Origin of the sequence: Curtanaerobium respiraculi (genome assembly GCF_024609215.1) — a bacterium.
Lineage (GTDB): Bacteria > Actinomycetota > Coriobacteriia > Coriobacteriales > Eggerthellaceae > Curtanaerobium > Curtanaerobium respiraculi.
The window spans coordinates 233,725-256,460 of sequence record NZ_JANIPD030000001.1 but is presented as its reverse complement, the minus strand read 5'-3'; the positions used below and the strand labels follow the sequence as shown (position 1 = coordinate 256,460).

Annotated in this window: 22 protein-coding genes and 1 tRNA gene; 16 read left to right on the top strand and 7 right to left on the bottom strand. The window is 59.0% G+C overall.

What is annotated here, in order from left to right; translation table 11 throughout:
• The first annotated feature begins 51 nt into the window (after positions 1-51).
• From NOV21_RS01185 to NOV21_RS01175, 3 genes are all read left to right on the top strand, one after another.
• Positions 52-750, top strand: coding sequence for an ABC transporter ATP-binding protein (locus tag NOV21_RS01185; protein ID WP_283169818.1), 699 nt, complete (start codon positions 52-54; stop codon positions 748-750).
• A 9-nt stretch (positions 751-759) separates the two neighbouring features.
• Positions 760-3,384 (top strand): ABC transporter permease, encoded by a 2,625-nt coding sequence (locus NOV21_RS01180; RefSeq protein ID WP_283169817.1) that lies wholly within the window; start codon positions 760-762, stop codon positions 3,382-3,384.
• A 193-nt stretch (positions 3,385-3,577) separates the two neighbouring features.
• Positions 3,578-3,653 (top strand) — tRNA-Thr (locus NOV21_RS01175).
• 98 nt (positions 3,654-3,751) lie between these two features.
• On the opposite strand, the gene NOV21_RS01170 is transcribed toward NOV21_RS01175, so the two are convergent.
• On the bottom strand, positions 3,752-3,985 hold the full coding sequence (locus NOV21_RS01170) for a hypothetical protein (protein ID WP_283169816.1): 234 nt from the start codon (positions 3,983-3,985) through the stop codon (positions 3,752-3,754).
• A 3-nt stretch (positions 3,986-3,988) separates the two neighbouring features.
• Here NOV21_RS01170 and NOV21_RS11310 point away from each other — a divergent pair, with 3 nt between their 5' ends.
• The 5 genes from NOV21_RS11310 to NOV21_RS01150 all read left to right on the top strand — a co-directional run bounded on the left by NOV21_RS11310 (position 3,989) and on the right by NOV21_RS01150 (position 9,657).
• Positions 3,989-4,180: a hypothetical protein gene (locus tag NOV21_RS11310; protein WP_428978378.1), complete on the top strand. Its 192-nt coding sequence runs from the start codon at positions 3,989-3,991 to the stop codon at positions 4,178-4,180.
• Between the two features lie 287 nt (positions 4,181-4,467).
• Positions 4,468-5,658, top strand: a complete 1,191-nt coding sequence (locus NOV21_RS01165; protein ID WP_283169815.1) for a helix-turn-helix transcriptional regulator — start codon at positions 4,468-4,470, stop codon at positions 5,656-5,658.
• A 158-nt stretch (positions 5,659-5,816) separates the two neighbouring features.
• Positions 5,817-8,930, top strand: a complete 3,114-nt coding sequence (locus NOV21_RS01160; RefSeq protein WP_283169814.1) for an ICP22 family protein — start codon at positions 5,817-5,819, stop codon at positions 8,928-8,930.
• A gap of 1 nt (position 8,931) precedes the next feature.
• A complete protein-coding gene (locus NOV21_RS01155; protein WP_283169813.1) occupies positions 8,932-9,414 on the top strand; it encodes a hypothetical protein in 483 nt (160 codons plus the stop codon).
• A 111-nt stretch (positions 9,415-9,525) separates the two neighbouring features.
• The gene (locus tag NOV21_RS01150; RefSeq protein ID WP_283169812.1) at positions 9,526-9,657 is read left to right on the top strand and encodes an AAA family ATPase; all 132 of its coding nucleotides are present in this window, start codon (positions 9,526-9,528) and stop codon (positions 9,655-9,657) included.
• Between the two features lie 179 nt (positions 9,658-9,836).
• On the opposite strand, the gene NOV21_RS01145 is transcribed toward NOV21_RS01150, so the two are convergent.
• Positions 9,837-10,256, bottom strand: a complete 420-nt coding sequence (locus tag NOV21_RS01145) for a pyridoxamine 5'-phosphate oxidase family protein (protein ID WP_283169811.1) — start codon at positions 10,254-10,256, stop codon at positions 9,837-9,839.
• A 232-nt stretch (positions 10,257-10,488) separates the two neighbouring features.
• Here NOV21_RS01145 and NOV21_RS01140 point away from each other — a divergent pair, with 232 nt between their 5' ends.
• The 3 genes from NOV21_RS01140 to NOV21_RS01130 are packed head-to-tail and all read left to right on the top strand — an operon-like array spanning position 10,489 to position 13,234.
• A complete protein-coding gene (locus NOV21_RS01140) occupies positions 10,489-12,126 on the top strand; it encodes a molybdopterin-dependent oxidoreductase (RefSeq protein WP_283169810.1) in 1,638 nt (545 codons plus the stop codon).
• Between the two features lie 17 nt (positions 12,127-12,143).
• Positions 12,144-12,947 carry a molybdopterin-dependent oxidoreductase gene (locus NOV21_RS01135; RefSeq protein ID WP_283169809.1) on the top strand — a complete coding sequence of 268 codons (804 nt, stop codon included), beginning with the start codon at positions 12,144-12,146 and terminating at the stop codon, positions 12,945-12,947.
• 2 nt (positions 12,948-12,949) lie between these two features.
• The gene (locus tag NOV21_RS01130) at positions 12,950-13,234 is read left to right on the top strand and encodes a molybdopterin-binding protein (RefSeq protein ID WP_283169808.1); all 285 of its coding nucleotides are present in this window, start codon (positions 12,950-12,952) and stop codon (positions 13,232-13,234) included.
• Positions 13,235-13,294: 60 nt separating this feature from the next.
• On the opposite strand, the gene NOV21_RS01125 is transcribed toward NOV21_RS01130, so the two are convergent.
• From NOV21_RS01125 to NOV21_RS01115, 3 genes are all read right to left on the bottom strand, one after another.
• Positions 13,295-14,173 (bottom strand): MerR family transcriptional regulator, encoded by an 879-nt coding sequence (locus NOV21_RS01125; protein ID WP_283169807.1) that lies wholly within the window; start codon positions 14,171-14,173, stop codon positions 13,295-13,297.
• 147 nt (positions 14,174-14,320) lie between these two features.
• Positions 14,321-15,286 (bottom strand): NrfD/PsrC family molybdoenzyme membrane anchor subunit, encoded by a 966-nt coding sequence (nrfD, locus tag NOV21_RS01120; RefSeq protein ID WP_283169806.1) that lies wholly within the window; start codon positions 15,284-15,286, stop codon positions 14,321-14,323.
• A gap of 13 nt (positions 15,287-15,299) precedes the next feature.
• Positions 15,300-15,935, bottom strand: a complete 636-nt coding sequence (locus NOV21_RS01115; protein ID WP_283169805.1) for a 4Fe-4S dicluster domain-containing protein — start codon at positions 15,933-15,935, stop codon at positions 15,300-15,302.
• Between the two features lie 265 nt (positions 15,936-16,200).
• Here NOV21_RS01115 and NOV21_RS01110 point away from each other — a divergent pair, with 265 nt between their 5' ends.
• The 5 genes from NOV21_RS01110 to NOV21_RS01090 all read left to right on the top strand — a co-directional run bounded on the left by NOV21_RS01110 (position 16,201) and on the right by NOV21_RS01090 (position 20,451).
• On the top strand, positions 16,201-16,566 hold the full coding sequence (locus NOV21_RS01110; RefSeq protein ID WP_283169804.1) for a hypothetical protein: 366 nt from the start codon (positions 16,201-16,203) through the stop codon (positions 16,564-16,566).
• Complete coding sequence (locus tag NOV21_RS01105) at positions 16,563-17,057, top strand: type II toxin-antitoxin system VapC family toxin (protein ID WP_283169803.1); 495 nt, start codon at positions 16,563-16,565, stop codon at positions 17,055-17,057. Before NOV21_RS01110 ends, NOV21_RS01105 begins: the two co-directional genes overlap by 4 nt.
• Positions 17,058-17,238: 181 nt before the next feature.
• On the top strand, positions 17,239-17,607 hold the full coding sequence (locus NOV21_RS01100; RefSeq protein WP_283169802.1) for a YccF domain-containing protein: 369 nt from the start codon (positions 17,239-17,241) through the stop codon (positions 17,605-17,607).
• Positions 17,608-18,132: 525 nt separating this feature from the next.
• Positions 18,133-18,987, top strand: coding sequence for an aldo/keto reductase (locus tag NOV21_RS01095; protein WP_283169801.1), 855 nt, complete (start codon positions 18,133-18,135; stop codon positions 18,985-18,987).
• Between the two features lie 354 nt (positions 18,988-19,341).
• Positions 19,342-20,451 (top strand): ATP-binding protein, encoded by a 1,110-nt coding sequence (locus NOV21_RS01090; RefSeq protein ID WP_283169800.1) that lies wholly within the window; start codon positions 19,342-19,344, stop codon positions 20,449-20,451.
• A 118-nt stretch (positions 20,452-20,569) separates the two neighbouring features.
• Here NOV21_RS01090 and NOV21_RS01085 read toward each other — a convergent pair whose 3' ends face one another.
• Positions 20,570-21,205, bottom strand: a complete 636-nt coding sequence (locus NOV21_RS01085; protein WP_283169799.1) for a TetR/AcrR family transcriptional regulator — start codon at positions 21,203-21,205, stop codon at positions 20,570-20,572.
• A gap of 74 nt (positions 21,206-21,279) precedes the next feature.
• Complete coding sequence (locus tag NOV21_RS01080) at positions 21,280-22,731, bottom strand: aldehyde dehydrogenase family protein (RefSeq protein WP_283169798.1); 1,452 nt, start codon at positions 22,729-22,731, stop codon at positions 21,280-21,282.
• Positions 22,732-22,736: the final 5 nt, after the last annotated feature.

Genomic DNA, 22,736 nt, shown 5'->3' with positions numbered 1-22,736 from the left:
AACGATATCGTATCGATTGCCAAGTTATAATGGCAGGAAAAAGGGGGTGCCATGGCTTTTGTCGAATTCCGCGATGTGCGCAAGGTGTACGCAATGGGCGAGGTCGAAGTTGCCGCCCTGGATGGCATGACGTTCGAGATCGAGCAGGGCGAGCTAACGGTGATCGTGGGCCCGAGCGGGAGCGGTAAGACCACGCTGCTGAACCTGCTGGGCGGCATGGACAGCGCCACGAGTGGGTCGATTCTGCTTGCCGGCAGAGAGGTCAGCGCGCTCGACGAACGCGAATTGACGCTGTACCGTCGGCATGATATCGGGTTCGTGTTCCAGTTCTACAACCTGGTCCAGAATCTGACCGCGTTGGAGAACGTGGAGCTCGCTGCGCAGATCTGCCGCGATCCGCTGCCCGCGGAGGAGATGCTCTCCCAGGTCGGCCTGGCACACCGCATGGACAACTTCCCCGCTCAGCTTTCGGGCGGCGAGCAGCAGCGCGTTGCCATCGCGCGCGCGTTGGCGAAGAATCCCCGGTTGCTGCTGTGCGACGAACCCACGGGCGCGCTCGATTACCGTACGGGCAAGGCCATTCTAGGCCTGCTACAGGAAACCGCCTGCCGGGGGCATACGGTGGTGCTGGTGACGCATAACCAGGCATTCTGCGATATCGGCGACCGCGTGGTGCATGTGCATGAAGGCCGCGCCGCCACGGTGGAGATCAACCCGGACCCCGCTGATGCCAGCACGGTCGAATGGTAGGTTGGTTGCGTGGCGAGCACCTTCGCAAAGGAGATCAGGCAATCGATTCTCGGTTCGGCGGGGCGTTTCATCGCGCTCGCCGTGATCGCGGCATTGGGATGCGGCTTTTACGCCGGCTTGCGCATGACCGCGCCCGACATGCATCTAGCGGCGGATGAGTATCTCGACGCGACGAATACATACGATTTGCGAGTTGCGGGAACGCTTGGCCTGGATGATGGGACGCTCGATCTTCTGCGAAGCGTGGATGGCGTGGCCCAGGTTGCTCTAGAGCGCGAGACCGACACGCTCACCGTTATCGGCACGAAGCGGTATGCGGTGCGCGTGCATGAGCTGGATGGCGATGCCGCGCAGCAGAGCGACACCTCGGATGGTCTGCATGCGGAAAGCGACCGCAAGGATTATGTGAACCGTCCGCTGCTGATGGAAGGGCGCTGGCCCGCGGCTGCGGACGAATGCGTGATGGCGTACGATGCGGTGCTCGACGATGTCATCTCGCTCGGCGATACGGTGCAGATAGAAAGCGTGCCACGGGGGCGATTGAAGGATACGTTTTCGCAGGCCAAGTATAAGGTAGTCGGGTTCGTGCGCAGCGCCAGCTACATCTGCACGGCGCGCTACGCGACAACCAGCCTGGGCGACGGCGTGGTCGACGATATCATGTACGTGCTCCCGGATGCCTTCGCCGAGATACCCTACACCGGCGCATTCGTCACCGTGGAGGGTGCGCGGGAGGAGATCGCCGCAAGCGAAGCGTACTGGGATGCAGTCGGCCCCGTGGCAGAGCGCATCAGGGCCCTGGAGCCCAGCCTGACCTCCGAGCGAGTCGAATCCGCCAAGCAGCAGAACCTCCCCGAGGTGGCCGATTTCGTGGAGGCGATGACGGGCGGCGGAACGGCGCTTTCCGCTCTGGACGATCCGGAATGGTATGTGCTGGGGCTCGATAAGAACTACGGCTTCGCCAGCTACGATAGCGACGCCGACCGCATCGACGCGATCGCGCAGGTGTTCCCCTTCATATTCTTCCTGGTGACCGCACTTGTCTCGCTCACCACGATGACGCGCATGGTGGACGAGGAGCGCATCCTCATCGGCACGTACAAGGCGCTTGGGTATACCGGGCCGCGTATCTTGTCGAAGTACGTGTTGTACGTCGTCGCCGCGAGCGGCATCGGGTGCATCGTCGGCATCGGATTGCTTTCGCAATTCCTGCCGAAGTTCATCATGTACGCCTACACGGTCATGTACACCGTGCCCGTGTCGCCGAGTCCCATCGATGCGGGGATCACGGTGCGGGCAGCCGGGCTCGGAATGGGCATCGTCCTCGTCGCCACGATTCTTGCCGCGCTCGCCGCCCTGCGCGAGGTTCCCGCCGCGCTCATGCTCCCACGTGCTCCGAAGGCGGGGAAGCGCATCCTCCTCGAGCGCGTTCGGCCTCTATGGAGCCGCCTTTCGTTCTCGTGGAAGGTCACGGCGCGCAACATCTTCCGATACAAGCGGCGGTTCGCCATGGCGATTGTGGGCATTGCGGGGTGCACGGCGCTGCTGCTGACGGGGTTGGGGCTATCAAATTCCATCAACGACATCATCGATAAGCAATATGGGGGGATCCTGCACTACAACATGACGGTGGTGCTGGACGATGACGCTGCTGCGGATGGCGCGAGCGGGGAAGCGCCGCCATCGGGCCGGACCGTTGCCTCCTTGGTGGGGGACGCGCCGTGCGTGCGGGAGACGACGCGGTTGCTATCGGCCAATATGCTTGCGGTCGCGGACGGCAGGGACGATTGGCACGCCATTCTGACCGTTCCCGAGGACACGGCGGTGTTCTCCGATTTCGTGACGTTGCGAGAACGGACGACGGGTGAGCGCTTGGCGGTTGCCGATGGCTCCGCGGTGGTCAGCGAGAAGCTGGCGAACGAGATGGGCGTTGGCCCGGGCGATGAGATCCACGTGCAAGAGCAGGATGCGGTGGGCAATCCCACGGGGAAGATTTATTCATTCACCGTCGGGGGCATCACCGAAAACTACGTAGGCGATTACCTGTACGTCTCACCTGCCGATTACCGAGCAGCGTTCGGCGAGGCGCCGGTGTACAACACCTTATATGCCGTTGCGGACGATGTGCCCGAACGCGCCGACCTGATGGCCGAGCTGCTGCAGACGCATGATGTGAGCACGGTTGCCCTGAGCGACGAGGTGATCGACTTCTACCGGACAGCCCTGAAGAGCGTCGATGCCGTGGTGGTCATCCTCATCGTAGCTGCGGCGCTGCTCGCGTTTGTCGTACTGTACAACCTGACGAATATCAACATCGGGGAGCGCGTGCGCGAAATCGCCACGCTGAAAGTGCTGGGCTTCACCGCGCGCGAGGTGGACGCGTACATCTTCCGCGAGACCATTATCCTCTCCCTGATCGGCGCCCTGCTAGGGTGCGTGCTAGGGGTGTGGATGGAAGGGTTCGTCGTGCTCACGGCGGAGGTCGACCAGGTGATGTTCGGTCGCGATATCCATGCGGCGAGCTTTGCGATAGCGGTGGCGCTGACCATGGCGTTCACGGTGATCGTGATGCTGGCCATGCGCCGCAAGCTGCAGCGCATCAGCATGGTGGAGAGCCTGAAGAGCGTCGATTAGCGCTCGGATTCGGCCCGCTGCGGGTGGGGAGACTGCCATCCTCGGAAGCGGCGCTCGGAAGGCCTCGCAGATGTTCCGCGAAGGCGGGGAGGCGGGGAATTGTGGGCGTTCGGTCGCGCGATTCGGGGTGGTTGCGCACACCGTGCGGCTTCGTTATACTTCGGAGTCGCACTCCGCAATAGCGGAGGAGTTCGCCAACGTGGCTCAGCTGGTAGAGCAACGCACTCGTAATGCGTAGGTCAGCGGTTCGAATCCGCTCGTTGGCTCCATAAACAAGGCGGGTCGGAAGTTTATGAATGGCTTCTGACCTGCTTTTTTATGTCCTGTAGTCTACTTGCGAACAATCACCAAACACCGTGACCACCTTTTAACCACCCTGCCGACTACCCGCAGTATCGGCCTCCCATGGTCTGCCGCGCAACCTGCCGCCTGCCTCCATCTCGTGCAGGCTCGCCGCGTCCACAACGTAGACGCCCGATTCCGTCGTGCTGGCGAACAGGAATCTCGCCGATCTAATCCTCATGCCGCTGGCCAAATCGGCGAGTCCGTCCAACGCTCGCGCAGCACCCTCGAAGACCGGTACCCTGAAGTTCTGTGGCACAAGATGGCAGGCCTTCGAAACGCGATCGTGTACGGCTACATGCAGGTCGATGACGCCAGCCCCTCCATCTCCAGATCCACGATCAGCTCGTTGCGCTTCGCCACTCTGCCTCATTCCCCTCGTCCTGAACTTCATCGGAACCGCCTCCTTTTCCGCCGCGGGATACGCCGGGCGCGCTTGGCACCTCTTGTTTGATTTTCGGGGGTGGTTTCGTTTGTTGCCGTTTGGTACGAGGTGAACTAAAACTCCAGGTCAAGTCCATATTTCTGGCATCACTTGTCATCGCGCACCACGAGAGAAACCTCAGTTGGGGTCGCTCGCAATGCGTAGGTCAGCCTGCGACCTGAAGAAGCATGCCACGATGGCGTTGCGAGCTCCTCTTGCAGATTTCTCGCGAAAGCGTCATTCTCCTGTGTTCGCTTGAGCGTACACTATAAAAAGGGACGGGCAGAACGATGCCTTCTATGCGGAAGGGATGTGCCATGCAGTACGAATCCACCCGAGCGACCGCCAATCGTTGGGGCGTCTCCGTCCGCTACGTGCAACGGCTGCTGGCAGAGGGGCGTGTCTGCGGGGCACGGAGATTCGGGCGCACGTGGTTGGTGCCGGCTGGTGCTCAGCGCCCGGCCGACGCACGTAGACGCGCTCCGGAAACGGATGTCGGACCGTCTTATGGCCCGCATGCCGGCAAGCCGAGCTCCGTTTCGGTTGAGCCCGCCGATGCCGCGATACCTGTCGACAGCCGATTCCTCGTAGATTTCGAAAGCGTTGCACCGCACGTAAGCCGCCTGTACCTCTTGCGCTTGCAAGGAGCCATCGACGAGGTGCTCCACCTGGTCGAATGCATCGACCGCACGACGCTCGCAACTTGGGAGTCCCTCATGGTCGATTCGGCGATCGCTTCATGCGCGCTGTTCAAGGGAGATGGGCGGGCGTGGCTCGACGCGCTGCACCGCATTGAGCGAACGTCTGCCGTTACACCGCAGCTCACCATGATTCGCGAGTTATTCGTAGCAGAGACCAACCTTGGCCTGCATGGGCGCACGGTCTACCCCGAGTGGTTGCGCCGCGGACGCTTCGAGGGACTACCTCACAGCATGTATCCCATGGCACGCTATGCGTACTGCAAGCTGCTGTACATGCAGTATCGCGAATTGGACATGCTGGCGGTGGTGGAGCCTCTTATTTGCGAGTGTCGACGCGACCGCGCCGGCCTATCGGAGCTGTACCTGCGCATCATCGCCGCGGCCGGTTACTGGGAATATGGCAACACCTCGTTCGCTCGCGATCATCTGCGTTGCGCGATCGCGCTTGCGAAACCCGAAGGCATCATCGCCCCCTTCGTCGAATACCGCTCGGCGTTCGCCTCGATGCTCGACCGCACGCTCGGAGAAGCCTGGCCCGAGGTGCAAAGCGTCATCAAACGCACGAGCTCTCAGTTCATCGCCAACTGGACGAACCTGTTCAACGGCATATGGGACGAATGCCGCGCCGATTCGCTGACGCCGCGCGAGCTGGAAGCGTGCATGCTTTCGGTTCGCGGCTGCTCGACGAGCATCATTGCACGGCGCATGGGCGTGTCGGAAAACAGCGTGAAGAAGTACCTGGCGCTTTCATACGCCAAGCTGGGCATTCACAGAAGGGCCGACCTGGCGTCTGCCCTCATCAAGTGATACCCGCCTTCCCGCAGGCGCGGGAGCCGCATGGCAAGACTGCGTCCTCTGTGCCTATCTCCCGTGAAATGGACGTTTCACCCCCTTGATGGGGTGTTCCCAAATTGCGCGGCTCCTCTACCATTTGCTCAAATGGGCGGGGCAAAAGGGAGCGGACCATGGCAATGGGCAAAACAGATGGATGCATCCGCTGCGCACGCGCCATGGGCGCGATGCTGATGCTGGGAATGATCGCGGCCCTGATCGTTGCCGTATTGCCATCGTACGCGTGGGCCGATGAGGAACCGGCCGAATCCGCCCAGGGCACGCCCGCCGCGACGGGAGGCGACACGGCGCAGGTCGGAGTGGATGCCGGCATCGGGGAGCCGCGCACTTCGTCGCCACCTGAATCCGCCCAGGGCACGCCCGTCGCGACGGGAGGCGGCACGGTGCAGGTCGGAGTGGATGCAGGCATCGGGGATGCCGCCTGCGCCGAGAGCGCTGACGAAGTCGCCCCCGGCGCAGACGGCTATGTAGACGACCCGACCATCGATGCGGCAACCGGCAAAGCGGAAGGCGCTACGGCCGGCGGTATATCTGGCGGTGCTCCCGTTGCAGGCGAATCAGGTGACGGCGGGATCGACGGCGCGAGCAGCGCCATCGCTGAAGAGACGGGCGATATCGCCGGCGCGCCGCCCATCGAGCCAGCTGCATCCTTCGCATCGGCAGCACATACCGCGCCATCCGCCGACAATCGGTCGTTTCTGCAAGTTGGCAATGCGGTGCTGTTCGATGGAACGAAGCAAGATGCCTCCACCGAAGGGGCCTTCTACACAAAGTCCATCAACCGGCTCACATTGAATTCCACCATACGCGGCGCCATCGTGGCGCGCTTCCTGGGTGACGACTTCACGGTATTCGCAAACGATGACACCGTGTTCATCGCATCCCAAAACGACGACGATGATGATCCCCTGCTGCACGTCATCGGCGCACTTACCATTGACGGCAAGGAGAACCGCATAGTCGCCATCATGGGCGGTATAGCGGTTGAGAAGGCAGGCACCGGTACGGAAGCAGACGGGAGCCTCGCGCTTGATAACGTGAACCTGCAGGTCGCGGGCATCAATGCAGACTGCTCCGCTCCGCTTGTGGATGTAGAAGGCGACGTGAACGTGAACAGCGGAGTGCTTGGGGTTACGAGCCTGAAGAACGGCACGGCGCTCAACGTGGGCGGCAGGCTCACCATCTCCGGCGGTGGCAACCAGCCGAAGCGAGACGTCGTCCTCCACGTGGGAAGCAGGAAGATAAGCCTTGCGATCGAAGGCAAGCACGCCATCACGAACATAGCTGGCGACGGAGCCACCGTCGGCTCCGATCTGCGCGTGGCCGACAGCAAGCTCTCCGTGTTCACGCTGGGCGGCACGGGAGTCTCCACGAAAGGGTCGGTTTACCTCACCAACGCCCATGTCTCTATCCAGAGCATCCTCGATAAGCAGAGCAGCAGCAATGCCCCTTCCGCTACATACGGGTTGAGGATGCGTGCTTCGAAGCATGCCCCCTCCATGTTGAACGTGAAGGATTCAACGGTCGAAGTGACGGCTGTCGGCTTCAACGGGAACGATGCCGCGATCTACGGCCCGGAAACGGGTATCGTGATCGACGGCGGGTATGTTTCCGCAAGCGCTCCTCTTTCCACCGGCCTCCTCCTGCCAGCTGGCACCGTGCTCATACGGAGGGGCACGCTCGATATCGTCGGCGCATACGTCGGGATGGCGGCAAAGGCCCTCATCGTGCGCGGCGGTGCGCTGAACGCGTTCGCATTGGGCGCGCTGGATCTATCGGATTACGATGCGCAACAGCTGCGGGATCTGGTGAGACAAGCTGAAGAGCTGGCAAAGTCCGGCGACTACTCGAAATACCTTTCGGTGCTGGCGCAGCTGCGCTATCTGGCGGCCGATAACGTGAAAGGCTATGCGATCACGTCAGATACCATCCGCATAAGCGGCGGAACGGTAACCGCCCTCGCATTGTGCAACACGGCCCTATATGGGAAGTCGAGCGGTAACGAGTTCATCGCCATCAACGCGAATGACTCCATTCTCATCGAAGGCGGCACCGTGGTGGCGCTTGCCAATGCAGCCGATGAAAAGTCCGTGGCGATCGGCATTCATGCGGGCGTACCGGGCAGGGGCCGGTCGGAAGCAAAACGGGGCTCGATCATCGTAACGGGTGGAACGGTGACGGCGTATGCATTCCGGAGCGCCCGGCACCGCCTCGCCATGTATGCCGAACCCGCAGGCGGGTCCGAAGGCACGGTTGCGATAGGCGAGGATATGGGCGCTGCGGCCGGCGCAAAAGCTCCGGGGAGGCGCGTTGACGCCGGTTCGCTGGGCACCGCATCCCCCTACACCTACCTCTACCTTTCCAAAGGAAGGCTCTACCTGGTCGATGAGTACCTCACATGGGATTCCCTCGGTAAGGAATTGGCCTGCTTCCTCGTCGGCTTCGACCCGCCGAACAGCCAGCTGAAGGTCACGCGCGAGATGATGCAGACCCTCGTCGGGCTGAACCGCCCCGTTATGATCCTTTCGAACGACGTCGACCTCGTAAGCGGCGCATGGCTCGAATCGTACCTCACCGCCTATGTACGCTCGTATGCGATCGACCCCGAGGGGAGCAATGTCATCATGAGCGGGATGTTCAAGGGCAACGGCGTGGTGTTCCTATTCGAGACGGGCAGCATGTTCGGGAAAACCACCATTCATCAGGTGGGCGGTATCGACGTATATGACTTCAACGTACGCTACGACACCGACCCCGAATGGAGCATGATGTCGGGCCTTGCGGGCGACAGGTTGATACACAGCATCCATTTCTATTACCAGGCAGGCTCATGGCCGGCCGACATGACCCTGTTCGTGCACGTAGGTGCCAGATATGCTGGAAAGACGGTTCAGTGGCACTATTTCGATGCGCTGACGGGACGGTTGATCCTGCAGTGGTCTGGCACGGTCGATCCATTCGGATGGATAGAGGTTCCCGGACAGAAGGCACTGCCCTCAAAAGAGACGGCCCTCTGCGCGCCGAGGCAGTTGGCATGCGAGTCCGTCGGCCGAAAGGCATTGCCGGCCACGGGTGACGGTCCATTCGACGTGTTGACGGCAGGGCTCCCCCTCATGGCATTGCTTACAGGTTCTTTGGTCGCGAATGCGGCTTTACGGTTGAGGGAAAGAAAGAGCACGGCCGCTGCGCGAGAAACGGCAGGAAGAATATATGAGGAGCGTGAATAACATGCACAAGATGAAAAAGGTGATTCCCCTCGTGCTCGCGGTGTCGATGAGCTGGTTGGTTGCCGGATGCGCGGCGGGTGGGAAACCTGCAGCGGGCGTGGATTCTGCAACGGGCGGCGCCTCGTCTTCGGCGGGGAAGAGTGCCGAGACACCATCTTCGACGGCGGTGACAGGATCGTGGCCGGAGAACGCGAACACCGCCAACGTGCCCGCCCCATCGTTCACCGGTAGCACGAAGCAGGTTTCGGTCATCGATTCAGGTGGTATTACCGCACTGACATACACTGGAGTCGAAGGCGAGGAAGCCGAGGCCTACCTGCAAGAACTGAAAGACGTTGGGTTCACGGGCGTGGAATCCGATACCAACGTCTTGGGTACGCACTCCTATACGGCACGCAACGTGGATACCAAGACCCATCTGAGTTTTACGTACACGTCTGCCAGCAAGACGTTGACCGTGTCGCTCGACCGTATCGCCGTGTAAACCGTATCGCCTGCATTGCCGTAGAAATGGCAATCAACCAAGCAAATCTTTTATCCCAATCCTTACTCAAAATTCGGCCGAAAAATGTGTTTGATATCTAAGGAATCCACCATGCGACGCTATCTGATTGACGAATTGATATTGTGGAAAAATGCGCCGCAACGAAAGCCGCTCGTACTGAGAGGTGCTCGCCAGGTTGGTAAAACATGGCTGCTGCAAGAGTTCGGAAAGAATCCTGGATGACGAATGTTCCGCTCTATGCCGTTTGCTTCCTGCGAAGGTGAGGGTTTCATCATGAGGTCCGCGATCGTGCAGTCCCTTGGCAAGGCCTGGGCTTCTAAGGTTTAGATAGGTTCTGCCTGAGCGTAAAGATGCGGATTTGACAAGGCGCTGCTGGGGGAAGCTCGTCCCCATCGCGTCCGCTACCCGATTTCGAAGGTGTCCGTGACGAGGTTGGCTGGATCGGTGATGTCGTAGTAGCTGCCGTGGGCGCGGCAGATGCGGAACGTCTCGAGGGTGTCGGCCGCCTTCCCGGGAAAGAGCTCGCGCATGTAGGGATATTTCTCCAGCACCTCGTCGACGCGCTCGCGCCCCAGCGGCTCGACCTCGCCGTTGAGCATGATGCCCGCCTGGCCCTTAAGCTCCGCGACGGCGACGTAGCGCTGCTCCATCAGCTGCTCGTGCACGCGCTTGCCACGCTCGGTGGTGAAATACACGCCGTCGCCGTCCCAGAGCATGAGGTCCATCACACGTGCTTGAGGATGCCCCGCTTCGTCGACCGTGGCGATGACCACCGAATGGATCTCGTCGACAAGCATGCGCAGATAGTCGTTTTTATCCATGTGATCCTTCCTTTCCGAACGCGGCGATTGTACCGCTTAATCGCTCGACGGCGGCGTCGATCACCGTTTCCTGGCGCGGATGGGTCGGTGGTCAAGCCTTTCTCCCGTCGTCCCACTGCATCGTGACGGTCGAATTCTCGGGCAAAACTCGCAAATACCCCTTGAGTCGCACCTTGGGGCACGCCTTACCTTTGTATACGGGGAAGTCCTCGGACAAGGAAAAGAGGGACACATGAGGAATAAAAAGGGCTTGGCGATTGCGCTCTCAGCGCTCTGCGTCGTTGGATCGCTTCTCGCCGCAGGCTGCACGCAAGAGCAGCCCCCGTCGGCGGAAGAGCAGGAGGCTGCCGAAATCGCAGCAGGCAAGTATCAGCCTGAAGTCATCACGAAGGACGACGGAATGCAGATTCAGCGGACTCCGACCGAAAATGTCGACCAAACGGCGCTCGACTCTTCGTACGTCTATTTCTATCAGGATGAGAAGACCATTGCCGATCTTCCGTTCAACACATACTATCTCGATGCCGACAATCGCGGATGCAATGCTTGCCACGAAGACCTCGCCGAAACCTTAGCGGCGATGGATTGGAACCATGTGGACCTGCGTAACGACTACGGGATCCAAATCACCCTCCCCATGTGCCTGGATTGCCATGAATTCGGCTACGGGTATCAAACGAATCAGCATTCGTTCGGGACGCTCATCCATGGCATCCACAATGTCGGCAGCTTGAGAGCGACCAATTTTGAGGCGAAGGGGCAGGACGAACCCACTGCGAATACCGGCAATTGCTGGAGCTGCCATGTTGCCCAAGGCGATGGTGATGGGATGAAGCTTTGGGATCTTGAAAAGCACAATCAGCTGAGGAACATCACTCCTGTTGCCAATGTGGAAGGCGACTTTTCCTACAGCCAAGATAAGATCACTCCCACCGAGAGCATCTTCGACTTCGACTGGGTGTATTACGACAATGACTATATGCGTCGCGAGAATACGGCGAACAACGCTCCTCTCGATGAAGAAATGTTCAACAACTGGACCATCACGGTTTCGGGTGCCGTCGGAAAAGAAATCACCTACACCCTTCCAGAGCTGATTGCCAAATACGGCACGGTCGATGTGGCCAGCACGTTCCATTGCACGTTGAACCCCACAGGAGGCCCTCTGCTCGCCAATGCGGTGTACACGGGCGTTCCCGTCGATAAGCTGTTGGAAGAAGCGGGGGCAGACCCTAACTGGGCTGTCCTCTCCATCACGAGCTCCGACGGTTTCCTGGAATCGGTTCGGAGGGATAATTATGACGGGGCTATCCTGGCGACTAAGGTGAACGGAGAGTCCCTCCCTTGGAACCAAGGCTATCCCGTTCAGATGATCGTGCCCGGATCGGGCGCTCCTGCCCAGGTGAAGGAGGTTTCCGACCTGACGGTCGTCATGGCTGAAGATGCTGTCGATATCCACGAATGGAATGGCTGGCCGAAGGATTCCAGCGATGAAGGAGGGTACTACACCTCCACGGCATGGCCCGAGAATGATTCTGCAGGATATCAAAACAAACCGAACGTAGGTCTGTTCGATTTCGACGAGGGGACTATCGTAAAGGCTGGGGAGCCGTATACGTTCAACGGGTATGCTACCGCTTATGACAAGACGATCGCCGCTCTAGAGTTCTCGATGGATGGCGGCGCGACATGGACCCGCTATGAGACCCCTGGAACGAGCCATAAGAATTGGGTCGTTTGGAACTTCACCTATACGCCTGCCGAAGATGCCGATACCGCCTACGTGCTTAAAATCCGGTCGGTCACGACGGACGGCACGGTAACCGCCGATCCAATAGAGTTCATGTTCAATGCGAAGACGGAAAAATAGAAGAGGGGCGTGCGACTATGACGATGAAGAACGCCAAGTTCATCAGCCTAATTGCCAGTGGGGCGCTTATAGCTGCAGGCGCGCCCGCAGTCCAAGCGCTTGCAGCTACCTCAGATGCCAGCGGCGCTGATGCGGATCGAGCCGATGCGAACCTCAACGAGGAATCGTGCTCTGCGGCAGCACAGCGCGAGATAGCGGATGTCCAAGGGTCGTTTTCCTGGAACCAGGATGCGAGCGCAAGCAACGAGATGCTTCGCCGACTTCTCTACGACGCCTCGAAGAACCTTTGCGGGTCTCGGGAACTCGATATCGGACTCGACGCCTCATCCGGGGCAATCGATGCCATTCGCGTGACAGGCGATGTCGGGAACCCGCTCGTGGCAGATGTCGATGCGTACCGGAAAAAGGCTCCTGTGAAACAGGTTATGTCGTGTACCTGCGCCGGAAATCCTGCCGATGGACGGGCGAGCGCCAATGCGCAAGTTGAGGGATTCCGTCTTTCTGCGTTGATTGAGGACGCCGTTCCCTCGGAGGGCGTGAACACCATCACGTTCGTTTCCGCCGACGGCATGAGCGTTCCCCTTCCCCTGTCGTATGTTCGGCAGCGTTACAGCATCATCGTGACGACGGTAAACGATGAGGATGCCACGAGCGCGATCGGATGTTCGAACCAGCTCTGGCTGGGCTCGACGGCTGCGCGGCTCTTTTCACAGAATATCGTCGAGATTCGCCTGACTGCGGAAGAGAACCCTCCCGCTGCACCAGGTGCGCAAGGTGCGAACCAGCCAAATGTGGCGGTGACATTTGGAAGCGCGGCATAGCCATGATCGGCGAGGTCCAAGGAAAAGCAAAGCGGCCGCTTACGATTCGCGGCTACGCACAGTGCTTTTCCGACGCGATAGCCGCAGTGCAGTTCTCCTGCGACAAGGGGGCGACGTGGACGACGTACGAGACTCCCCAGGCGAACGACCTGTGCAACGTGAACTGGGAGTTCACATTCACCCCTGACGAGCCTGGTGATTACATGCTGCTGGTGAGAGCGCTGGACTCGCGGGGCGTCTTCACTCCCGAGGCCGCCTGCGTTCCGTTCCATGTGGCAGCCGATTAATCGTTTTCCCGGCGAACAAACAGGGCGTCCCGATTCGTTCGGGGCGCCCTGCGCGACGTTTCATCTTCGGAGCGTGTCATAGGGTGTGATTCCGCGCAAGGCGATCGGCACGTGGATTTTGAAAAGCATGTTTCTCCCCGAATAGTGAAATGCCGGGGTATTGGCGATAATCTCCCCGAAATAGTCGCCGACGATTTCGAATCCGTGATCCTTTGCGTAGTCCAGTACTTTATTGAGTCCCTCGTATTCCATATTCTCGCCGCCGGGGCCGATGTAGTCCACGCAAAGCGTCAGGTAATGGCCGGCGGGAGCGATATCGTTCGCGTATGCGTCGGCAATCGATTGATTCCGTATGGAAACATAGGATTTCGAGAATTCGAAATCGCGGTTGATGAGATTCCGTTTTGGAATGATGCATCCAACTTCTCGGAATAGTGCGAGGGGGATATCGTTTTCGATGAACCGTTGCTTTGTCATGCGCAAATTGAGCTCCCATTCATCGAGAAAGGCTGCTGCATTCGGATTGAGCTTTTTCGCTCCCTCATGCAAGATGGGGCAGGAATAAATCGGGCGCGTATGCACGCGCTCCATGATAACGACATCGCGGATAGGCGGAACCATGATGGTCTCGTATCCCTTCAGCACGTTGATGGCATTTTCACGGGAGATGGAAAGCTGGAGCATTTCTTTGTCTACTTCCGCGATGCGCCTGTTTGCGATGCGCATCAAATCTTCCGGATTCCCTTCATCTTGGAATCTTTTGATCTCGTCAAGGGTCAGTCCGAGCACTTGAAGCTGCTGAATCATGTCGATTGTGCTGCACTGGTCGAGCGTGTAGTAGCGATACCCGCTGTTCTCATCCACAATCGCAGGTGTGAGCAGGCCTTTTTCATGGTAGATATGCAGCGTCTTCTTCGTGACGCAATTCAATTCCGCCATACGGCCGATACTGATTCGCTTCATTGCTCCCTCCTGGGACGCATGGTACCAAAAGAAAAACGCAGGGAGAAAGAAAAGCCCGGCGCGGATGGGGCTTAGATCGTATCGGGGGTCGGAAATCCAGTGTGTTCGGACATCCGTCCCCGCTTAGCAGAAGAACGTCATGAACGTATCCAAGACGGTGTCGGCATGCATCCCCGCAAGCAGGATAAGGAATCGAAGACTGCATCCCCCGACGAGGACGCCGATCGCTCCGCACATCGTTGCCGCTTTCGCATCGATGGCGCCACGCGCGATTCCCCTGCCGGCGACAAAGAGGGGCAGGGCAAGGCCAAGCGCAACCACCAGTATCCAGAATTGCGGTGCCAGCATCCCGTTTACGAGCAACGCCGCTGATTTCGCAGCGGTTGCTTCGATTGCGGAAGCTGCTCCCAGCCCTGCGAGCATGGTTCCCAGGTACACTGCCAACACAGCCAGCTCGAGTACTGCGAGTATGATGGTGATGCGCTCTATTAGAAGGGAGGAGCGCGGTTTTGCCGCAGCTTCCGTACGTTCTTGCCGGTCGAAAGCGCAGGAGACAAGCTCCACGAGGGCGGCCCCCGTGTCAAGCGCCGAAACGGTGAACAAGCAGGGTAGGAGAAGCGTGTTCCAAAGGGGTACTCCCGGTGCGCACATGAGCAGGATGCCGGTGTAGGCGCAGATTGAGAATCCGAGGACCGATCCGATGATGGCAAGTGCATCCTTGAACCTGTTTGATGCAATCGATGGAAAATGTTCCTGCGCCCATGGGGTCGATGCAACGGCGAACAGGAACATATCGATTATCCCGCAGAAAAGGATCCAGGCGCCGATAGTCATCCATGATTCGAAATGGCTGAAGCTCTGCCATAGCAAAAGTCCGCGCAGGGGGTTTGTCAAGTCGAAGAGCAGCAGCAATAAGCCGGATGCAAGGCATGCTATCGCAATCCATGATGAGACCAGGACGGTCTTTTCCGTGCACCCTCGATCGTAAAAGCGGAGTACCGCGGACATGATGAACGCTCCGGCGCCCATGCCGCCTAAGAATAGGTACAGAGCGATTTGCCAGCTCCAAACGAGTTGAAATTCCGTCATGGGAACCCTCTCCCTATCGAAGGACCATCGATGGGCCCGTTGGGCCCTCTACCTGATGTCCGAGCCCGTTTGTTTTTGCGAGAAGTTCATCGATCTGCCCGTATTCCAACGCTCCGAAGCGGCACGACTGAACGCAGAAGGGCGTTTGCCCGAGCTCGATGCCCGCCTCCAGACAGCAGTCGCATTTGTCCATGCCGGATCCCTCGATGTAATGGGGCGCTTCGAACGGGCAGGCTTGGTAGCAATACTTGCAACCGATGCAGCGGTCATGGTCCACCCTCACGATGCCGCCCTGGCCTTTCGAGATCGCGCCTGACGGGCATACGGTTACGCATGAAGGTTCGGCGCAGTGCATGCAAGAAGTCGTGATGTAAATCTCTTTACCCGTTTTCTTCTTGTACGCGGTTATCTTCCGGCGAGACCCTACTCCCTCGGGGGTGCGGTTGTGCACGCGGCAGGAGATGACGCACTTGCCGCAATTCTGGCAGTTGTCCACGCGAACCATGAATCCGTACTGCACCTTCTTGCCGTCTTCTGCAAATGCGGTTCCGCTCGGTGCCGTGACTGCCGGAACGATGAACGCCGAGGCTCCGACGGCTATAGCGCCGGCAACCAGCGTTCGGCGTGAAAGCGGTGACCCATGCTGCATATTCCCTCTTTTCGATGAGCCCTTCCCTCTTCGATTACGCTAAACCATGCCCTCGGGGGCGAGTCAACGTTTGATTTTTGCAGGGGTCGGTGACGCCACGCGGACGTTTTCTCCATGTAATCGTTTTTATCCATGCAGCCCCCTATGGAACATTTTCATTTGCTCACAGCGCGCGTGGATCCACCTTTCTCATAATGGCGATCGCGCCGTCTGATCGCTGGGGTTAAATGCTATACAATGATATACATTTCAAGAGAAGGGGACGATGTCGACGGCAATGACGCAAATGAATACGCGCCTGGAAGCTCAACTAAAAGATAGTGGGGATCAGGCGCTTTCCCTTGCGAATCGCACTCCATCTCAGGCGGTGCGTTGGCTCTGGGAATATCTTTCCATCCATAAAAACGACCCGGATGCGCTGCGTTTCCTCGATGGGGACCCTGCGGATGCGCACATCGAAGCCGGGTTATCAGTTGATCGCGATAAGGTGAGCAGCTTGCATACACTCGTAGACGATATCCGAGCATTCGAAGGGCAACATGCTCCTTGGGGCGAATATGGGGAAGTGTCTTCAAGAGAGTTGCTGGCGGACGCGCTCCACGATCGTTTCCGAGAAAGAGGTCTGGCATGAATTCCAGGCCACTCAAGCTTGTTTTCGACACGAATGTGTGGCTTGACATCTTTCTCAGTAGTCGGAGCGGACACGCGTCCTCTCTCGCGGCATTTGATGTTGCTGCTGCTCAAGGATCGATGGTTCTGTGCTCGTTTTCCTCGCTTAAGGATACGTACTGTCTCGTAAGGTCGATTCTGAAGCGTCAAGCCAGGGATGAGGGCGAACTGACGGAGGCGGATGCCCTTGCCATAGACCGAATCGCATGGTCCTGCGTTGACTATATGATTCAGCATGCGAACCCTATCGGGGCAGACCTGTCCGGTGCGTGGATTGCCTCGAAGCTCCGAAGCATGCATGGCGATTTCGGGGACGATCTTGTAATCGCTGCAGTTCAGCGCGCCAAGGCAGACTATTTGGTGACGAACGATGAGAAGCTTCTCTCTCACGCTCCCGTTGCCGCGATTAGCGTCTCCGATGCGTTTTCGCTGTTGAATTCTCATGCGGATTAGTTTGCTTGAACTCGCAACTGCGAACAGCTGAGTGGACTAGGGCATGTCATCCAGCGAGATGTGGCAGTAACCGCCAGGTAGATTTTGCTGGGGTGTTCCTCGGCTCTTGAAGTTCAGTTTCGCAGCCGCTCCGTTTCATGTGCCATACTCTAAGGCGAAACCATAAGGGGAGGCTTTTTCAATGAGGACGATCGGCAACATCATCTGGATTGTGCTCGGCGGTTGGGAAGCCGCACTCTCCTATGCAATTGCCGGCGCGATTTTCTACCTCACCATTGTCGGAATTCCTCTCGGCCGCATCAGTTTCCGCATGGCGGCATTATCGCTGACGCCGTTCGGCAAGGAGATAACGTGCGGCGGCGGGGCTCCGTCGATGCTAGCCAATGTCGTGTGGTTCCTGCTCATCGGGCTGTGGACCGCGATTTACTTTGCCATCTGCGGTGCCGTGCTGTGCATCACCATAGTGGGCGTTCCGTTCGGATTGCAACTGTTCAAGATGGCACGGCTCGCCCTCGCCCCGTTCGGATCGAATGTAGTTGACATCCGCTAGGCGGGCTCGGGATTGGGGAATGGAGTAAGCACGCAATGGGACTTGATTCATTTCAGCGCGGACCTGGTGATCGTGAGCCGGGGGATTATGCGCTTCTCCAGCATGTGAGGGAGCTCGAAGACGAAAACGACGTGAACGAGCCGCCTCGTGCGTCCGGGTGCGCTGCCCTCATCCTTGGCGCAATCGCTGCCGCCGCTGTGCTCTTTGCTATCTCATGGGCGATTGTCTCTCTTGTGTGAGCCCGCACGCGGATTCGCCGTTGGATTGCCGGCGCTTTCGATAGACGTTCTGCCTCATGATTTTCAATTCGCGGACATGGTGCTCCGATGGTGGGAATCCCGCTTTTTCGTAACGGATCGGGATCGCCGAACCATTCGGCCGATCGGAGGCGAATACTTCGAATCGTTCCGAAAAGGCGCGCTGTTCACGTGATGGGGCGGTATCGCCCCGGACGCAGCCTCCGATGCTCCCGGTCCGGAACGAGAGATTACGCGATGCGGATGCATCCGATGAAAGGATCCCACCATGGTGCTGAACGATACATTCACTCTTCGAAATGGCGTAAAAATCCCCCAGCTCGGCCTTGGGACGTGGTTCATCGATGATGACAAGGCTCCCGAAGCGGTGCGCGCTGCCGCCGAAATCGGCTATCGCCATTTCGACACGGCGCAGGCGTATATGAACGAACGGGGCGTGGGCGAGGGCGTGCGCACATCGGGCATCCCGCGCGACCAGCTGTTCGTGACGACGAAGCTCGCTGCGGAGGCGAAGGATTACGAAACCGCCACCGCGGCTATCGACGGATCCCTCGCGAAAGCGGGGTTGGACTACTTCGATCTGATGCTCATCCACAGTCCCCAGCCGTGGGCGGATTTCCGCGGTGGCGAGTATGCGGATGGGAATCGCGAGGCCTGGCGCGCCCTTGAAGACGCTTATAAGGCGGGGAAGCTGCATTCGATCGGCGTTTCCAATTTCAAAGAGAAGGATTTGGAGAACATCGCCTCATCGTGCACGATCCAGCCGATGGTGAACCAGCTGCTCGTTCATGTGGGCAATACGCCTGCGGCCCTTATCGAATACTGCCAGCGGCACGATATCTTGGTGGAAGGGTATTCGCCCGTTGCCCATGGTGCCATCCTGAGCCAGCCGACTATTGCCGAGATGGCGGAAAAATACGGCGTGAGCGTGGCGCAGCTCTGCATTCGCTATGATTTGCAGCTGGGCACGCTTCCCCTCCCCAAGACCGCCAATCCCGCGCACATGCGCGAGAATGCCGCGATCGACTTCGAGATTTCCGACGAGGATATGATGGCGCTCAAGAGTCTCGAATCGGTGGATTACGGCGAGTACGCCATGTTCCCGGTATTCAGCAGGAAATAGGCTCGACCGAGATATCAGGCCGGAGGGGTGCTTGCCATCGCCCCTTCCAAGCGCGGGCGGAGCGGTGCGTGTTTTCATGCGTTCTACTGGAACGTCTTGCATATTCTTCCTTGTATGCTTCTGAGCCAAGGGGAATACGGTATGCCCACGAGGGCGGGTTCGTGCTTCGATGCGGCTTCGTGAAACCGCAGGGGAGCCGCCGACCATTACCAGCTATCCTTCGAGATTGCTGAAATCACTGAGAGTTTGGGTTGTATTGAGTAAAATCACTCAATAGAGATTGTCGGGGTTGGAATGTACGAACGCGCATTAGTGGATACGATCAAATCGCGCATGGAGGAACCTCGCAGTCTTATGCAAGTGGTGGTAGGACCGCGGCAGACGGGGAAAAGCACCGCTCTCACGCAAGCGTGCTCGAGTATCGCTATCCCCGTGCATTCGGTCAGCGCCGATTTAGGGGATGCGGAATGGTTGCGCGTGGAGTGGCAGCAGGCGCGCAACCTGGCGAGATCCACCGGCGAAGCGGTGCTGATCGTTGACGAAATCCAGAAAATAGCCGCCTGGCCCAACATCGTAAAAAGTTTGTGGGACGAGGACTCCCGTGCGAGTTCCACGTTGAAAGTCTTTCTCAGTGGGTCGAGCTCGCTGCTCATAGGCGATGGATTGAGCGACTCTCTCATGGGGCGTTTCGAGTTGATACGGTTCGCGCAATGGGATTACGCTGAGTGCCGCGAAGCATTCGGTTGCACACTCGACGAATTCGTCTTCTTCGGCGGGTATCCTCGAGCAGTGCAGATGCGGATAGACGAGGGGCGATGGCGCCGCTATATGCTCGATTCGATCGTCGAGCCGACAATCGCACAGGATGTCTTGCAGATGGCTCCTATCCGCAAGCCCGCGTTGATGCGATCGCTTTTCGCGTTGGGAGCGCGGTATTCGGCCCAGAAGCTATCGTACACGAAGATGCTCGGCCAGCTTCAGAACGCCGGCAACACCACGACGCTCGCAGAGTATCTTGAGCTGCTCTCCGCTGCCGGAATTCTTACCGGACTTTCGAAATACGACGCGAAGGAGTTGCGCAGCCGCCGCAGTTCGCCGCGGCTCATGGTCCACGATGCATCGCTGTCCAGTTCTGCATTGGGGATTCCGTTCCAGGCTATCAGACGGGATTCCTCTCGCTGGGGGCATTTGGTGGAATCGACGGTTGGAGCTTATCTGCTGCACCGAGGACAGCGGGAAGGTTTTAGCGTGCACTGGTGGCGTGACGGTTCCGATGAGGTCGACTTCGTGCTGAGGCGCGGCGAAGAGCTCGTCGCCATTGAGGTGAAGAGCGGTCGTGTGAAGAATCAGCGCGGCATGAAGAAGTTCCTTCTAAGCCATCCGAATGCCCGTCGGATCGTGGTTGGCTCGTCCGAGATTCCGCTCGAATCGTTCTTGCTTGGCGATGCGAAGCTGTTTTTATAAACGGGAGATGGTATTTGCACAGCCGTACCATCGGGAAAGCCGGAGCGCCTACCGAGGAATCTTCGGCAGTGCAGTGCCGAGCATAATAGAAGGTGAGCCCGTTGGCCGTTGCGCACGCTTACAACTTCACCGTTTCGCCCTTCGCGGAGGAGATGCTGTCGAGCACCGTGGCGATCTGATCCTTCGAGGCCCACTTCAGCAGGCCGATAAGCTCTTCGACGGACATCTGATCCTGCAGCCTGTCGTTGGTCTCCCATTCGCTGAACATCGCCATGATGTTGTACACGCTCATCTGCAGGCAGAGGCGGGCTTTCGTGTCCAGCTCCACGCCCATATCGCCGAGCTGGTCCAGCGCATCGGCGATCCAACAGGTGAACACGCGCTCGTACAGAACATTCTTGGCGCGCGATAGTGCGAGCGCACGGTAGTAGTCCAGGTAGCGCTCGATGCTGGTCCGTTTGAATTCGAAGAAGCGGTCGATGCCGCCGGTCATCACCAGCGAATCGACGTAGTTGGTTGCGTAGACCCGCCCCATGCCCTCGTAGATGTACGAGGCGAGCGATTGGATGTTCTCGAAGTTGCGGTAGAAGGTCTTTCGGTTGATATGGGCTTCTTCGGCGATTTCCTTCACCGTGATGCGCCCCATCTCCTTCTCGTGCATGAGACGCAGAAACGCTGTCGCGATGTCCAGACGGCGGCCCTGCCGTATGCGTGCGATCGGTTCGTAGAGAGAATCCGATTCGAGTTCCTGCACGGTGGCGTCACCTCCAAAGCAAGGGAAGCCGAAGGGGAAGGGGCGCATCCCCTTCCCCTGCCAGTATACCGGGCCTATACCGGGTACTGCTTGTTCTTCAGGCTGATGGTCACCCACCGGGTTTGGGTGTATTCGTGAATGGTTTCCATGCCGTTGTTTCCCATGCCGCTTTGCTTGGCGGCGCCGAAGGGGGCGTGCGGATGGTCGTCCAGCGAGCAGTCGTTTATGTGGCAGATGCCGCTTTCGATTCGCTGTGCCATCTGTATGGCATCGTAGCCGTTGCCTGCGACGATGCCGGATGATAGGCCGTATGCCGTGTTGTTGGCGATACGGATGGCATCCTCGGCGTCTTTCGCACGCAGCACCTTCAGGACGGGGCCGAAGATCTCCTTCTGCGCGATGGGCATTTCCTCGGTCACTTCCATGACCGTGGGCTGATACATCCATCCTTCGAGCTTCTGTCCACCGCACAGCACCTTCGCGCCTTGCGCACGGGCGTTTTCAACGTCCTTCACGCATTCTTCGATCTGCGTTTCGTTCTGCAGTGGGCCGATGAAGTTCTTCTCGTCCAGCGGGTCGCCGCACGGCAGTGCCTCGGCGTGCTCGACGAGTTTTCGTTCCAGCTCGTCCGCCACCGCCTCCTCCACCACCACGCGCTTCGTGCCCATGCATACCTGACCTTGGTGCATGAAGCGGCCGAATGTGGCGCAGCTTGCCGCATACTCCAAGTCGGCGTCGGCAGTGACGATAATGGGGTCATCGCCGCCCAGCTCCAGCGCGATCTTCTTGAAATGGCCGGCGCACTGCTCGTTCAGGTGCTTCCCCACGGCGGTGCTACCGGTGAAATGCATGGCCTTGACGCGCGGATCGCTGGTGAACGTGTCCCCCACCAGGCGCGACTTGCCCGGTCCCACGGTGACGACGTTCATCACGCCGGGTGGGAACCCCGCTTCGTCGAAGCATTCCGCCAAGAATATGGAGCCGCTGTAGGCGGAGCACTCGCTCGACTTGAGCACGACGGTGTTGCCATAGGCGATGGGGCAGGCGATGCCGCGCGCGCCCAGCAACGTGGGCACGTTCCACGGGGTGATGGACCCGATGACGCCCAGCGGCTGCACCCATTTCATGGAGAGGGTGTCCGGCGTGTCGGTGGGGATGACCTCGCCGTGCACCATGAACACCTGGCTTGCCGCTTCGCGGAAATACTCCGGGGTGGAGAAGGCGGAAAAGCCTCCCATGGCGCCGCAGGTGCCGCATTCCTCGGCGTTGCACTTAATGAGGTCAGGTGTGCGGCGCTCGATGATGTCCGCAACCTTGTACAGCAGCTTACGCTTCACGCTGGGCGGCGTGTCGCGCCAGGCGGGGAATGCCGTTTGGGCGGCATCGATGGCGGCATCGATTTCAGGCTGGCCGCCGTCGGCGACCTGCGCCCATACCTTGCGGGTATAGGGGTTGTAATCGTCGTAATACGCCCCGTCGGACGCCTCGACCCATTCGCCGTTGATGTACATCTTGTACTTCTGCATCGTAA

What these genes read in the sequence shown, in the direction of transcription:
- NOV21_RS11310 (WP_428978378.1), top strand. Translation starts at nt 3,989, where the DNA reads ATGGCAGGCCTTCGAAACGCGATCGTGTACGGCTACATGCAGGTCGAT.
- NOV21_RS01110 (WP_283169804.1), top strand. Translation starts at nt 16,201, where the DNA reads ATGTCGACGGCAATGACGCAAATGAATACGCGCCTGGAAGCTCAACTA.
- NOV21_RS01165 (WP_283169815.1), top strand. Translation starts at nt 4,468, where the DNA reads ATGCAGTACGAATCCACCCGAGCGACCGCCAATCGTTGGGGCGTCTCC.
- NOV21_RS01090 (WP_283169800.1), top strand. Translation starts at nt 19,342, where the DNA reads ATGCAAGTGGTGGTAGGACCGCGGCAGACGGGGAAAAGCACCGCTCTC.
- NOV21_RS01140 (WP_283169810.1), top strand. Translation starts at nt 10,489, where the DNA reads ATGAGGAATAAAAAGGGCTTGGCGATTGCGCTCTCAGCGCTCTGCGTC.
- NOV21_RS01185 (WP_283169818.1), top strand. Translation starts at nt 52, where the DNA reads ATGGCTTTTGTCGAATTCCGCGATGTGCGCAAGGTGTACGCAATGGGC.
- NOV21_RS01115 (WP_283169805.1), bottom strand. Translation starts at nt 15,935, where the DNA reads ATGCAGCATGGGTCACCGCTTTCACGCCGAACGCTGGTTGCCGGCGCT.
- NOV21_RS01145 (WP_283169811.1), bottom strand. Translation starts at nt 10,256, where the DNA reads ATGGATAAAAACGACTATCTGCGCATGCTTGTCGACGAGATCCATTCG.
- nrfD (WP_283169806.1), bottom strand. Translation starts at nt 15,286, where the DNA reads ATGACGGAATTTCAACTCGTTTGGAGCTGGCAAATCGCTCTGTACCTA.
- NOV21_RS01080 (WP_283169798.1), bottom strand. Translation starts at nt 22,731, where the DNA reads ATGCAGAAGTACAAGATGTACATCAACGGCGAATGGGTCGAGGCGTCC.
- NOV21_RS01125 (WP_283169807.1), bottom strand. Translation starts at nt 14,173, where the DNA reads ATGGCGGAATTGAATTGCGTCACGAAGAAGACGCTGCATATCTACCAT.
- NOV21_RS01135 (WP_283169809.1), top strand. Translation starts at nt 12,144, where the DNA reads ATGACGATGAAGAACGCCAAGTTCATCAGCCTAATTGCCAGTGGGGCG.
- NOV21_RS01150 (WP_283169812.1), top strand. Translation starts at nt 9,526, where the DNA reads ATGCGACGCTATCTGATTGACGAATTGATATTGTGGAAAAATGCGCCG.
- NOV21_RS01100 (WP_283169802.1), top strand. Translation starts at nt 17,239, where the DNA reads ATGAGGACGATCGGCAACATCATCTGGATTGTGCTCGGCGGTTGGGAA.
- NOV21_RS01095 (WP_283169801.1), top strand. Translation starts at nt 18,133, where the DNA reads ATGGTGCTGAACGATACATTCACTCTTCGAAATGGCGTAAAAATCCCC.
- NOV21_RS01130 (WP_283169808.1), top strand. Translation starts at nt 12,950, where the DNA reads ATGATCGGCGAGGTCCAAGGAAAAGCAAAGCGGCCGCTTACGATTCGC.
- NOV21_RS01105 (WP_283169803.1), top strand. Translation starts at nt 16,563, where the DNA reads ATGAATTCCAGGCCACTCAAGCTTGTTTTCGACACGAATGTGTGGCTT.
- NOV21_RS01155 (WP_283169813.1), top strand. Translation starts at nt 8,932, where the DNA reads ATGCACAAGATGAAAAAGGTGATTCCCCTCGTGCTCGCGGTGTCGATG.
- NOV21_RS01160 (WP_283169814.1), top strand. Translation starts at nt 5,817, where the DNA reads ATGGCAATGGGCAAAACAGATGGATGCATCCGCTGCGCACGCGCCATG.